The sequence below is a fragment of the Georgenia halophila genome (genome assembly GCF_039541595.1).
Window position 1 is genome coordinate 137,455 of sequence record NZ_BAABGN010000007.1, and the last position, 12,961, is coordinate 150,415.

The 12,961-nt window shown below is 68.6% G+C and carries 8 protein-coding genes; all 8 read right to left on the reverse strand.

The window, feature by feature from the left end; translation table 11 throughout:
- Positions 1-30: 30 nt before the first annotated feature.
- Complete coding sequence (locus ABD907_RS08740) at positions 31-1,212, reverse strand: Wadjet anti-phage system protein JetD domain-containing protein (protein WP_345215859.1); 1,182 nt, start codon at positions 1,210-1,212, stop codon at positions 31-33.
- Complete coding sequence (locus tag ABD907_RS08745) at positions 1,209-4,580, reverse strand: ATP-binding protein (protein WP_345215860.1); 3,372 nt, start codon at positions 4,578-4,580, stop codon at positions 1,209-1,211. Before ABD907_RS08745 ends, ABD907_RS08740 begins: the two co-directional genes overlap by 4 nt.
- Positions 4,577-5,308, reverse strand: a complete 732-nt coding sequence (locus tag ABD907_RS08750) for a DUF4194 domain-containing protein (protein WP_345215861.1) — start codon at positions 5,306-5,308, stop codon at positions 4,577-4,579. Before ABD907_RS08750 ends, ABD907_RS08745 begins: the two co-directional genes overlap by 4 nt.
- Positions 5,301-6,785 carry a DUF3375 family protein gene (locus ABD907_RS08755; protein ID WP_345215862.1) on the reverse strand — a complete coding sequence of 495 codons (1,485 nt, stop codon included), beginning with the start codon at positions 6,783-6,785 and terminating at the stop codon, positions 5,301-5,303. The genes ABD907_RS08750 and ABD907_RS08755 overlap by 8 nt, the downstream gene beginning before the upstream one ends.
- Positions 6,786-6,815: 30 nt before the next feature.
- Entirely contained in the window at positions 6,816-7,340 is a 525-nt protein-coding gene (locus ABD907_RS08760) for a DNA-binding protein (RefSeq protein ID WP_345215863.1), read from the reverse strand.
- Between the two features lie 921 nt (positions 7,341-8,261).
- Positions 8,262-9,185, reverse strand: coding sequence for a TrmH family RNA methyltransferase (locus ABD907_RS08765; protein ID WP_345215864.1), 924 nt, complete (start codon positions 9,183-9,185; stop codon positions 8,262-8,264).
- A 14-nt stretch (positions 9,186-9,199) separates the two neighbouring features.
- Positions 9,200-10,978 carry an ABC transporter ATP-binding protein gene (locus ABD907_RS08770; RefSeq protein ID WP_425555732.1) on the reverse strand — a complete coding sequence of 593 codons (1,779 nt, stop codon included), beginning with the start codon at positions 10,976-10,978 and terminating at the stop codon, positions 9,200-9,202.
- 147 nt (positions 10,979-11,125) lie between these two features.
- Positions 11,126-12,871 (reverse strand): ABC transporter ATP-binding protein, encoded by a 1,746-nt coding sequence (locus tag ABD907_RS08775; RefSeq protein ID WP_345215865.1) that lies wholly within the window; start codon positions 12,869-12,871, stop codon positions 11,126-11,128.
- Between the last annotated feature and the right edge of the window lie 90 nt (positions 12,872-12,961).

The window sequence follows — 12,961 nt, forward strand, 5'->3', positions numbered from 1 at the left end:
GGCCGCGCTGGATTCCGTAGCAGGGACTGGTCAGTGCAACAGCCCGGCTTCTCCACGCATCCGGTTCACAGCTTCCAGCGCTCGGTCGAGCGGGATCCGCTCCTGCTCGATGCGTCGATGCCCGATGTGCTCCTCGTCGAGGATGCGCAGGTACATGGACCGCTCGTCGTCACGGAGGCGTTCGACCGGCCTCGGGTCACCAACCGAGAGCGGGCGTCCGTGCTGATCGAGGTCGGTGCCGAACTCCTCATAGGCCTCGTACGTCATCGGATCCATGAGGACCGAGTCGATGTCGCGGTCGAAATCGTTGCGATAGCCGTCCAGGATCTCGTAGCCGTCGCGGTCGATGTCGCCCCAGTACACGAGGATCGGGGCGTCGCGGATCCACGGGAAAGCCGCGGGCGTCTTGCCGCCCTTGCCGACGCCTTCGACGCAGATGCCACCGGCCAGCGGCGGGAAGTGGATCGCCGTGTCCTTGTTCTCCGAGATGGCGACCACGCCTGGAAGGTAAGCGGGCTCGAACGCGTCGCCGACGGTGGCCGAGTCGTGGACACGCTCTCCCGAGGCCCGGTGACCGGGGTCGAGGTAGGTGAAGTGGATGCGCGGCGGGTGCGCGGGCAGGAGGCCCAGGTCGTCGAGGCCGGTGAGCGCCTGCACGCCGGCGCGATGGCTCTGCAGCCATTTCGCGTGGACGCCGGGGACGGGGACCTGGCGGGGCGTGATGCCGAGCGTGGCGCGGGAGGAATCCTCCAGGAACCAGTCGGCGACGTCGACGAGCAGCTCGAAGTCGACCATCGAGTACATGTCGACCAGTCGCAGGACTCGGTCGACGTCGGCGACGTGCGGATACCGCTCGCGCATCACGGCGAGCCGCTCGCGGCTGCGCGCCAGACGCTCCGGCCACTCCCCCGCGACGATCGCGGCCGCGTGGTCGATGCTCTCGACCTTGACGTGAGTGGGCAGCACCTGAGTGCTCCCTCCCTTGGCGACGCGGTTCACGTAGACCAGTTCGACCTCCCGGCTGCGAGCCCAGTCCTGCCACTCGATCGTGCGGGCGTGGACGGCGGCGTAGTCGGCTTTCAGCTCGGCCGCCGTGGGACGTCCGAGCGGGAAGGCGTGCGGGAAGGATTCGTCCGTGTCGGCCAGGTGGCTGTGCCAGCGGCCCTGCAGTCGGCGCTGGATGTCCGCGGTCACCTCGCTCGGCGTCTTCATGCGATGACCCGATCAGGATCAAGGATGTCGGTGACGTAGGAGTAGCCGTGAGAGCTCTTTGTGACGAGCAGATGCAGGTCCATGGGCTCCTCCAGCGAAGTCACCTTGTCCAGCGGCGCGCCGACGATCAGCTGGAACCCGAGGCTCTGCCAGGCCCTGACCGCTCGACCCGCGAACTCGCTGTCGGCCTTGATGAACGCCTCGTCGAGGAACACCGGTGCGAACCGGGGCCTGGACCGGTCCTCGTCCCCGAGCTGGTACCGCAGGGCCGACCCGACGATGAAAGCGACGAGCTCCTGCATCTCACCACCAGACTTGCCCGCGATGTGGTCGTAGGTCGCGATCTCGCTGCCGTGCTCGTCGAGGCACCGAGCGGTGATGACGACGTGCTGGCGGACATCGAGGTAGCGATCGCGCTCGGCCGTGGATCCCTCCCGGACGCTGATCTGGTCCATGAACTCGCTGAGCCGCTGGAACCGTGTCTCGATCTGCTGCTCGGTGAGGTCGAGGGCGAGCCCCGAGGACAGCTGGCGCAGACTCCGCCGGAACCTGGTGAGGTTCTCCTTGGGGAGCCGCCGCAGATCGATCTGGAGGTACCCCTTGCCGCCGAACGGGAGGCCGGCGAGGATCCGGTTGACCGGCCGGAGCCGCTCTTCGATGTCTTCCAGGGCGATGCCGAAGGCCTCGTTGAGCCGGAGCAGATCGTCGCTCGACCACGCGGTGAACTCGCGACGCCACTGGTCGCGTCGCTCGTGGAGGCCCTCGGACTGGATCCGGTCGAGGATCTCGCGGTACTCGTCGGCGGACTCGACGGACGTGCCGAGATTGTTCTCGGTCCAGCGGGCCTTGTACTGCTCGAACATGGCTTCCATCGCCTGCTGGGTGCTGCGGATGGTCCGCTGGGCCGAAGAGGCCTCCTCGCGCAGCTTCTTCTTCATCGCCGTCATGTTGTGGTTGAACGTGCGCAGGTCCGAGGAGTCCCAGTTGCTCGTGTAGAGCTCGTCGAGGTAGGTCTGCTGGTCCTCGGTCACCGCCGCCGTCTGCCGGGTATCGATCTCGTCGATCGCGTCCTGCACGGAGTCCTGCCAGTCGACGAGCTTCACGTGCGCCTTCTCCAGCTCCTCCAGGCGATTCTCGGCCAAGACCCGGGCGCTGTTCGCCTTCTTGAGGAGCGGCCTGATGTCCGCCTCCTCCTGCTCGAGCACGTCGAGGATCTCGTTCGCCTCGCGGAGCTGGCGGATCTCGTCCTCGAGCTCGCCGATGCGCCGGTCGATGCCGAGATGGTCGATGGAGGCCCACTCGGTGTCCTGGACGTAGACATGGGCGTCCCTCTGCCTACGCAGGCCGGAGAGGCGCTGCTGGACCTCGGAGATCCGCTTTCGAACCGCCTCGATCTGGGGGTCCAAGTCGGCCAGCTGCTCTTCGATGTCGGCGAGACGTCTCCCGTTGGTGAAGCCAACGATGTCGCCGTCGCCCGACTCCCCGTGCGCACCGCGGTCGCCGTCGCGGGTCTGACCTGCCGGGGTGACACGCGGTCCCCTGCCGTTCAGTGATGCCGCGTCGGGCACGCAGAGATGGTCGGTGCCGTCGTCGCTCACGCGATCCTGGACCCACCGGGAGAAGGGAGAATCCTTGAACGCCACCTTGCCGGAGACGTAGTCCGGATCGCCCCGCCAGTCCTCGTGCTCGGCGAGAGTGACCGCCTGGAACCGTATGCGCGGCTTGATCACCACACCGTCGATCGCCGCCGAGAGCCGATCGCGCGTGCGGCGGTCGACCAGGACGGTCCGGGCGATGCCTCCCAGCGTGTTCTCGACGGCCTTGCGCCAGTGACCCTCGTCGGGCAGGACGTCGATGAGCTCGGCCACGAACGGGAGGTCCTCCGTCGGATCGAGACCGGCGGCCTCGCCCATCCGCACCCGCGCCTCATGCAGCCGCCTCGGGACAGCACCGGTACGGCCCTGCAGGGAGCGCTTCTCGTCGAGCAGGTCGCGCTGCTTGGTGGTCAGCGGAGACAGCTGTTCTTCCCGGATCGACTCCTCCTCGACCTGGAGCATCTGCTCGCGCTCGTCGAAGCCTGCCAGGAAGTCTGCCGCCTGGGCCCGCGCCTCGGCGAACTGCTCAGTGGTCTCGGGGACGACGAGATTGATGGCCTCGGTCCGTGCCTGGAACTTGAGGTTGGCGGCATAGACGCCGTCACGGCTCCGCTGGAGCTCGGCGATCCTCCGTCGGCGCTCGTCGATCACGTCGCCGCCGTGGGCGCGCTTCTCCTCGGCGATCTCGCCGAGACGAAGCTCATAGTCTGCCTCGGCCTTCCGGGCCTGATCATGCGTCGACGTCGTCTCCGCGTGCTCGCGTCGATTGACCGTCACGGTCTCGTCGAGCAGAGCGCGCTCGGTCCGGAGCCGCCACAGCTGAAAGGGCGTCGGACCCTCCTGGTCGGCACCGAAGCGGCTGATGAGCTCCGCTCGCGCTAGCGCATCGGCGAGCTCCTGCTGCAGGTCGGGCAGACGCCGCAGGGCCTTCTCCTTGTCCGCCTCGTCGACCATCTTCAGGTACGCGGCCTTTAGGTCGGCGAAGTGCGCCAGGGCGTCGTCGGCGGCCTGATAGGTGATCGGCTTCTCGAGCACCATGGTCTTGTAGAGGTCGTCGACACGGTTGATCTGCATCCCGGCCTGCACCCTGGCCAGGAGCCGCATCGCCTTCCGACCGCCGTCGCCGCCCCCGATGCCCAGTCGGGCATGCAGGTTCTCCTCGAACTCCCGGAAGGTGTTGAAGACGACGAGTCCGGGCAGGGCGTTCCTCAGAGCGCGCTTGTCGAACCGGGTCGCCGCCAGCGGCTCGAGCCGGTTCAGGTCGACGAAGCCATCCGTCGTGGCGAACGTCGTGGTGACGTCGCTGTTGACGGTACCCCCGGCCCGGACGAAGAAGGCTCGCAGCACGGTGTACTTACGACCGTTGTCGTTGGCGAAGGTGCACGCCAGTGCGCCCCAGACGGGCTCGCCTTCCTTGCCGCGCAGGACCAGCTCCTGAGTCCAACCGGACCCGTCGCCCTTCTTGTCCTGCTTGCCCCGCAAGTAGCTGAGCAGGTTGCGCTTCTCTGCGGACCGCGCACGTCCGCTGCCGGTGTCGTTCGAGGCCCCGTTGAAGTCGACGTTGGACGGCATCGTCAGGGCGATCCAAGCGTCGAGCAGGGTGGACTTGCCGGTGCCCGACGCGCCGGTCAGCAGAGTGGAGCCGGGCGAGACGGTGATGCTCTTGTACCCGTGGAAGCCGCCCCAGTTCACCAGCTGCATCGTCTCCAGACGCCACTGCGCGTGATCGGGTTCGGTGGTCTCGACCGGGAAGGTCATCTGGTCCAAAGTCATGCGTCGTCCCCCTGTTCGACCGCGAGCCCGTCGAGCTCGAGCTCGTCGTCGGCCTCTTCGTCAGCTGGTGCCGTCCCGTTCTGCGTCATGAGCCAGGTCAACAGCTCATGTAGCTTCTCCACCGGCAGCAGGACCTCGATGATCGGCGAAATCTGGAACCGGTCCGGGTCGACGGTCTTGAGCAGCACGCCCGCCCTTGCCAGACCCTCGATGCCCGTCTCGGCCTTCTTGGCCGCCGCGGATCGATTCGTCAGGTGCTCGGGCCAGCGCTCGGAGATCTCCTCGAGCATCGCCTGACGGTCGATGAACACCGCCTCGTCGCCCTCCTGACGCTGCGCGAAATACCGCTGCCGCAGTGCCAGCATCACGATCGTCTCCTCCTTGGTGTGGGAGACGTCGCGCAGCAGCGAGGGCAGGGGCTCGCCGGTCTCGCTGATCGCCCGCCGCTTGAACGCGATCCGCTGCTCCCACTCCACCTGCAGGTCCAGGAATATGTCGTGGAGACGGCTCTTGATCACGCCCTCGTCGTCCTTGAGCAGGACCTCCCAATGGTCGGGGTGACGGTCGGCGGAGATGTAGCGGTGCTTCAGCAGCGCGTGCAGGCACCGTCGCTGCTCGGGGTAGAGGGTGCCCTCGTCGCCCTCGAACAGCCCCGAACGGAGGTCGTCCTCGGGCACCGGGGCATCGGTCTCGTCAGCGCGGTCCTCGTCGTGGAAGAAATCAGTCATGCCCATCCCCTGTTTTCTCGGAGGCATCGTCCAGCGTCACGGTCGGCAGGAGCAGTCGGCGGGTGCTGCCGTCGGCCCGGATCGCGGAGACCAGTTCGCGGACGTCCAGGTCCACTGGGGCGTCGATCCGCGCGAGCAGGTGCAGAAGGCCGAGGACCTCCACCGGCCGACGGAGGTCGTCGGGCAGCTCGTTGAACAGCGCAGCCGCTGTGGCGATGTCACCGGCGACCAGCCGAGCGTCGATCTCCTCCTGGAGCTGGCGCAGCGACGGGCCGCCCATTTTGCGGATCTCATCGAGCGACAGCGCGGGCGGGGCCTCGGTCGACACGTCCTCGAGCGACTCGGGCACACGCTCGCTGTCCGGGTCGAAGACGCGCAGCTTCAGACCCGCGATGTCAAGCTCCGGCGGCATCAGCTCGACGTCGACGTGGTCGCGTGGACGCGCCGACTGCATCCACGTCCGCATCTCGCGGTCGATGTCCTTGAGGGCCCGGTCGAGCTCGCGGTTCTTGATGTGGTCGTAGTTCTCGATGTGCTCACGCAGAGTCGCCGAAAGGCGCTGCCGCCGATCGAGCACGCTGTCACGGCCGCGACGGATCACGTCGACCGCCGAGCGGAGCTGGCGCTGCTCTTCCGGAAGGAGGCCATCGGCCCACTGATTTGCAAGGATGCTCTCCAGATCGGCCCGCAGCCGAGAGAGCAGGTCCCGATCGCGCAGCAGCTCCTGAGCACCCGCGAACGCGCGGCCCTCCGGCGTGGTCGTGAGCAGGGTCTTCGCCTGGCTGAGGTAGTCGTCCAGCACCTGGCCCACCGGATGCGCCTCCTCGCGGAACCGCCGGGTGATGACCTTGTGCATGTCCCGGACGGCTTCCTCGACACGGCGGAAGTCCGACGGCAGTCCCTCGATCTCCCGCAGCACGTTCGCGAACTGCTCGACCAGCTCGGCCTCGGAGGCCTGCGGCATCTCGCCGCCCGCCTCGAGGTGCTCCAGATCGGCCTGCAGCGCCGCGATCTCCTCGACCAGCCGGCGCTTTCGCTCGTCCCGGTCGGGGTTCGCGGCCAGGGCAGTCTCGGAGATGACCCGCCGCATCGTCTCGATGCGGGAGGCGGAGACGTTCAGCTGCGTCCTGGTCGTCCGCGCCACGTACTCCATGGCCGCTCTCGCGTCGCCGGTGAGCTGATAGGTCTCCTCACCGCGGCCGGGGTCGCGGTACAGCCACCGCTCACGCACCCACTGCATCGCAAGCGACTTCCCGTCGCCGGACGGCACCGGGTAGCCCGCGATGCTGAGCTCGGCCAGGAGCGCCTCGACCCTGGTGTGGAACCGCTCGACGGGCACCGGCTGTGCGTCATCGGGGAACACCGCCGCGAAGACGGGCATGGCGACGGCGGCCGACTTGCGGTCGAGCAGCCGCAGAGTCGGAGAGTCCAGTGCCGCCTCGATGCGGACGTATTCGTTCTCGATGTCGCTCGCCATGTTCATCTCGCCCCGGACCCGGCCGAACCGTTAGCTGCTCGCCGTCTTGCGTGCCGACTCCAGCTCGGTCAGCAGGCGATCGCGCTCGGCGGTCACGGCCTCGAGAGTGCCCTCAGCCTTCGCGGCACGGGCCTGGGCCTCGGCCAGCTCGCCCGCCGCGGTCCTCTGCGCCTGATGCGCCTCCTCACGCTCCTGCGCGAGCTGCTCTTCGAGCTCGGCGACGGCCTTGGTCAGCGCAGCGGCGTCCTTCTGAGCAGTCTCGACCCGGCTGACCCAGCCCGCACGCACCTCGTCGAACTCCTGACGGGCAGCCACGTAGGCCGCGCGCCAGATCCCGTCGAAACGTGCGCGCACGTCGTCCGGGAAGTCGGGCACGCTCTCCTGCTCGGCCGCTAGCTCGTTCCACACGCGCGCCGCTTCGGCGGCCACCGCCATGGACACTCGGGCGCGCTCACGCACAGCTCGGTTGGTGACCGGGTTGCCTTCGGCGGCGAGCTCCTCGGCCGCGCGAGCAGCCTTCCCTTCCGGACTCGAGGCCGTGGTGGGCTCGGGCATGCTGCTCCCTTCAGGATCTTGAGTATCGCTGATACTGGCTACTATTGATACTCGAATGTCCAATGCACCTGGACGGCATTCCAGCAGCCACCACCGACATTTCATACGCGAACCCGGCGACGACGAGGTTTCCAAGCAGCGCGATCGGTCTACCGCAAGCAGTCGAAGGCTGACAGGCGTTAGTGAGGCCGTACCCGCCCACCCCTGGCGACGTGCCTGGGTGAGCCTTGCTGGCGCAGGAGCGAAAGCAGAACCGCCCGACGGCGCGCGCTTCGATGAGGGACCGCGGCACCGCACCAATTGCAGACCCCAACGGTGTCGAGTCGGGCCAGGCCTGGTCGCGACAGGCTGGCCACCAGACGCTCTGGTGAGAAGGAGGCACCGCGCTCGAGCCGCGCGGCGCTGGCGGCGGCAGGGTGGCGCGCTCTTGCGGAAGCCCGCTTGGCGTCGAAGTGCTGGCTCGCGCTATCGGCGATCCTCTCGCGGGTGTCGCTGGCGACGAGTCCGTGGCTGTGAGTAAGGCCGTGCGCCTCTCTGCAGTCGGCGGCGGTCAGGCCGTTCCGTTTCCAGACGTGCAACCCGAGGTGAGTGACGGGGTGGCCGCGCTTTAGATTTAGGGCAGGCCGACGCCCGAGGACGCCCGGTCACACGGGTTAGGCGGTCAAGGGCAGTGCCTTGGGTTGTTCAGAGAGGAAAGGCGCACGGGTGATGTTCTCTGCGGCTTGCGGAAGTCAACCCTGCCTCTTCGTGGATCCGGGATCCATAGCACCCAACAGCGGACTCGTCAGCCAGCGACCGAAGTTGGACCCATCAGTTCCCTTCAACTTCAGACAGCATCCTGCTCGACGTCACCGGCATCGATCGGCAGAATCCGCGGCCAAGAGTTCAACCTCCCGACCTGGGGCGACACAACCCCGTGCGTTACCTCGTGGCATAGAACGTCACCGCCGACGCCGCCGCCACGTTGAGGGAGTCCACCCCGTGCATCATCGGGATCGTCACGCGCCGATCCAGCACCTGATCCGTCTGGTCCGAGAGGCCGTGGCCCTCACTGCCGAGCACAAGAGCGAGGTTCCGGTGGTCCTCCGCGACGAGCTCGTCGAGCGTGACCGCGCCCTCCCCGAGGGTCATCCCGGCCACCACGTAGCCGGCGTCCTTGAGTTCCTGGACACTCGCGGGCCAGCTCTCGATGCGGGTCCACGGCACTTGGAAGACGGCGCCCATGGAGACGCGCACGCTGCGTCGGTAAAATGGGTCGGCACACGTCGGGGTTACGAGGATCGCGTCGACGCCCATCGCCGCGGCTGACCTGAAGCAGGCTCCGACATTCGTATGGTCGACCAAGCCTTCGAGGATCGCGATCCTGGAGCGTCGCTTGGGCTCATCGCTCACCTGCGGAATGTTGCGACCTCCGACGTTCGTGTGATCGACGATGTCCTCGAGGATCGCGACGCGGCGCGCGCCCTGGCCCCCACGGGCGGCGGCCAGCAGCTCGTCCACGGGCAGCAGCGGCGGCCGGTGCATCGCGGCCAGGGCACCGCGGTGCAGGTGGAAGCCCGTGATTTCCCGCAGCAGCGGCTCCTCGGCCACGAAGACGGGCACGTCCCCGCCGTCGGGCTGCCCGCACGCCTCGGCGATGACGGGCTCCATGGACGGCAGCCATTTCTCGGCCATGAGGAACGAGCGTGGCCGGTGGCCGGCGGCGACTGCCCGGCGGATCACCTGCGAGCTTTCGGCGATGTACAGCCCCTTCTCGGGCTCCTGCTTGGACCGCAGCTTGACGTCGGTGAGGTTGGTGTAGTCGGTGAGCCGCTCGTCGTCGGCGTCCGTGATGGTGATCAGCATCGTGTCCCTCGAGCTCAGGCTTCCGCGGTCATGGGGGCCGCGAACTGGGCCTGGTACAGCCGCGCGTAGGCGCCGTCGGCCTCGAGCAGGGACGCGTGGTCACCCTGCTCGACGATCTGCCCGTGCTCCATGACGAGGATGACGTCCGCGTCCCGGATCGTGGAGAGCCGGTGGGCGATGACGAAGCTCGTGCGTCCCTGGCGCAGGGTCGACATGGCCTGCTGGACGAGGAGCTCGGTGCGGGTGTCCACCGAGCTGGTCGCCTCGTCGAGGATGAGGATCTGCGGGTCGGACAGGAACGCGCGCGCGATGGTGATGAGCTGCTTCTCGCCGGCGGAGACGCCGCCACCCTCGTCGTCGATGACCGTGTCGTAGCCGTCGGGCAGGGAGTGGACGAACCGCTCCACGCTGGTGGCGCGGGCCGCCTCGTGGACCTCCTCGTCGGTGGCGCCGTCACGCCCGAAGGCGATGTTCTCGGCGATGGTGCCCCGGAAGAGCCAGGTGTCCTGCAGGACCATGCCGATCGGCTCACGCAGGTCGGCCCTGGTCATGGCGGAGGTGTCGGCCCCGTCGAGGAGGATGCGGCCGCCGTCGATCTCGTAGAACCGCATGATGAGGTTGACCAGCGTGGTCTTCCCAGCGCCCGTCGGCCCGACGACCGCGACGGTCTGGCCGGGTTCGACGACGAGGGAGAGGTCCTCGATGAGCGGCGCGGCCTCGGTGTAGCTGAAGCTGACGCCGTCGAACTCCACCCGGCCGCGCGGGGCCAGGTCGTCGGGGTCACGGCCGGCGGCGGGCTCGGGGTCCGGGCTCTCCTCGTCGGCGTCCATGAGCTCGAAGATCCGCTCGGCCGACGCGACGCCCGACTGGACCAGGTTGGCCATCGAGGCGAGCTGAGCCAGCGGCTGGGTGAACTGCCGCGAGTACTGGATGAAGGCCTGCACCTCGCCCAGGGTCAGGGCGCCGGAGGCCACCCGGAGCCCGCCGACGACGGCGATGAGCACGTAGTTGAGGTTCGCGACGAAGCCCATCGAGGGCATGATGGTCCCGGAGATGAACTGGGCCTTGAAGCTCGCTTGGTAGAGCCGCTCGTTCTCCTCGGTGAAGCTCGACGTGAAGATGTCCTGGCTGTTGAACGCCGTGACGACCTCGTGCCCGGTGAACGCCTCCTCGACCTGGCCGCCAAGCGCACCGGTGGAGCGCCACTGGGCCACGAACTGCGGCTGCGACCGCTTGGCGATGGACATCGTCAGCAGGGCCGACAGCGGGACGGTCACCACCGCGATGAGCGCCAGCTGCCAGGACAGGTAGAACATCATCCCGAGCACGCCGAGGACCGTCAGCAGCGAGGTGATCACCTGGGAAAGGGTCTGCTGCAGCGTCTGCGTCACGTTGTCGATGTCATTGGTGACCCGCGAGAGGGTGTCGCCGCGGGCCTTGCTGTCCAGGTGCGACAGCGGCAACCGGTCGATCTTGGCCTGGACGTCGCGGCGCAGCCGGTAGCCCGCGCGCTGGACCACGTGGGCGAGGATCAGGCCCTGCAGCCACAGCAGGACCGCGGCGCCGAGGTAGACCGCGAGCACGGTCAGCAGCGTCCGGCCCAGGGCCGTGAAGTCGATGCCCTCGCCGGGCGTGACCGCCATCCCGGAGACCATGTCGGCGACCTGGCCCTGGCCGGACTCCCGGAGGCCTTCGACGGCCTGCTCCTTCGTGGCGCCGGCCGGGAGCATCCGGCCGACGACGCCGTTGAAGACCACGTTGGTGGCGTCACCGAGCAGCTTGGGCCCCAGCACCTGCAGGAGGACGGAGCCCGCACCGAGGGGCGACGGTGAGCGTCAGCAGGGCGCGCTCCGGCCGGAGGTGGCGGAGCAGGCGGCGCAGCGAGGCGCCGAAGTTCGCCGAGCGCTGGACGGGAGGCAGGCCGGGACCGCGAGGCGCGCTCATGCCGCCTCCTCGACGCTCAGCTGGGACAGCACGATCTCCCGGTAGGTCTCCGAGCTTTCCATCAGCTCGGTGTGGGTGCCGAGGCCGACCACCGCGCCGTCCTCGAGGACGACGATCTGGTCGGCGTCCTTGATGGAGGCGACCCGCTGACCGACCACGAGCACGCTCGCCGCACCGACGGCCTGCGGCAGCGCCGCCCGCAGCCGGGCGTCGGTGGTGAAGTCCAAGGCCGAGAAGGAGTCGTCGAAGAGATACACGTCCGCGCGCCGCAGCAGTGCCCGGGCGATGGCGAGGCGCTGGCGCTGGCCGCCGGAGAGGTTCCCGCCGGCCTGCTCGATCGGCGCCTCGAGACCGTCCGGCAGGGCCTCGACGAAGTCGCGGGCCTGCGCCACCTCGAGCGCCTCCCACAGCTGCGCGTCCGTGGCGTCGCGCTTCCCGTGCCGCAGCGTCGAGGCGACGGTCCCGGAGAACAGGTACGCCTTCTGCGGCACCAGGGCGACCCGCTCCCGCAGCTCTCCCGGGTCGAGGTCGCGCACGTCGTGCCCGGCGACGCGGACGACGCCCGCGGTGACGTCGACGAGCCGCGGGACCAGGTTGACCAACGCGGTCTTGCCGGAACCGGTCGAGCCGATGACCGCCGTCGTCCTGCCGGGCTCCAGACGGATGGTGACGTCCCGCAGGACCGGCTCGTCGGCGCCCGGGTAACCGAAGGTGGCGCCGTCGAGCTCGACGGGGAGGCCGCCGCCCGGCCGTCGTGGCGGCAGGCGCACCGGCCGGGCCGGCGCGACGATCTCCGGCTCGACGGCGAGGACCTCCGAGACGCGCTCGGCGCTGACCTCGGCGCGCGGCACCATCATGAAGATCATGACCGCCATCAGCACCGCCATCAGGATCTGCATGAGGTAGTTCAGGAACGCCACTAGCGCGCCGACCTGCATCTCTCCGGCGTCGATACGGCCTGCGCCGAACCAGATCACGCCGACGGACGAGACGCCGATGATGAGCTGGACGAGCGGGAACACGAGCGCCATGACCTTGCCGACCCCGAGGGCGGTGTCCCGCAGCTCGACGTTGGCCCGGTCGAAGCGATCCCGTTCGGTGGGCTGGCGGTTGAACGACCGCACCACCCGGACGCCGGTGATCTGCTCGCGCAGGACGAGGTTGATCCGGTCGATGCGCTGCTGCATCTGCTTGAAGAGCGGCCCCATCCGCCGCACCGCGAAGGCGAGCACGGCGCCCAGGGCGGGCACGGCGACCAGCAGCAGCGCGGAGAGCACGACGTCCTGCTGCAACGCCATGACGACGCCGCCGACCATGGTGATCGGTGCCATCACGATCACGGTCAGGCTCATCAGCGTGACCATCTGGATCTGCTGGACGTCGTTGGTGTTGCGCGTGATCAGCGTCGGTGCGCCGAACCTGCCCATCTCGGCGGCGGAGAAGCGCTGGACCCGATCGAAGACGGCGGCGCGGATGTCTCGTCCGGCCGACATGGCGGTTCGGGCACCGAGATAGACGGCGCCGACGGCGCAGGTCACCTGGACCGCCGAGACGGCGAGCATGACCCCACCGACGCGCACGATGTACGTCAGGTCGCCGACGACGACACCGTTGTCGATGATCGCGGCGTTGAGCGTGGGCAGGGCGAGCGCGGCGGCGGTCTGGACCAGCTGGAGCAGGACCACGGCGACGACGACACCCGCGTACGGGCGCAGGAAGCGCCGCAGCAGGGAGACGAGCATCAAACCTCTTCGCAGTGAGGCCGCGCAGCGCGGCCTCGCCACTCTAACGCCGGCATCGGCCCAGATGAACGCGTTTTTCCCCGTCCGCGG

Excerpts from the sequence above, each read along its gene's own strand:
- ABD907_RS08740 (WP_345215859.1), bottom strand. The coding sequence starts at position 1,212 with ATGAAGACGCCGAGCGAGGTGACCGCGGACATCCAGCGCCGACTGCAG.
- ABD907_RS08745 (WP_345215860.1), bottom strand. The coding sequence starts at position 4,580 with ATGACTTTGGACCAGATGACCTTCCCGGTCGAGACCACCGAACCCGAT.
- ABD907_RS08750 (WP_345215861.1), bottom strand. The coding sequence starts at position 5,308 with ATGACTGATTTCTTCCACGACGAGGACCGCGCTGACGAGACCGATGCC.
- ABD907_RS08755 (WP_345215862.1), bottom strand. The coding sequence starts at position 6,785 with ATGGCGAGCGACATCGAGAACGAATACGTCCGCATCGAGGCGGCACTG.
- ABD907_RS08760 (WP_345215863.1), bottom strand. The coding sequence starts at position 7,340 with ATGCCCGAGCCCACCACGGCCTCGAGTCCGGAAGGGAAGGCTGCTCGC.
- ABD907_RS08765 (WP_345215864.1), bottom strand. The coding sequence starts at position 9,185 with ATGCTGATCACCATCACGGACGCCGACGACGAGCGGCTCACCGACTAC.
- ABD907_RS08775 (WP_345215865.1), bottom strand. The coding sequence starts at position 12,871 with ATGCTCGTCTCCCTGCTGCGGCGCTTCCTGCGCCCGTACGCGGGTGTC.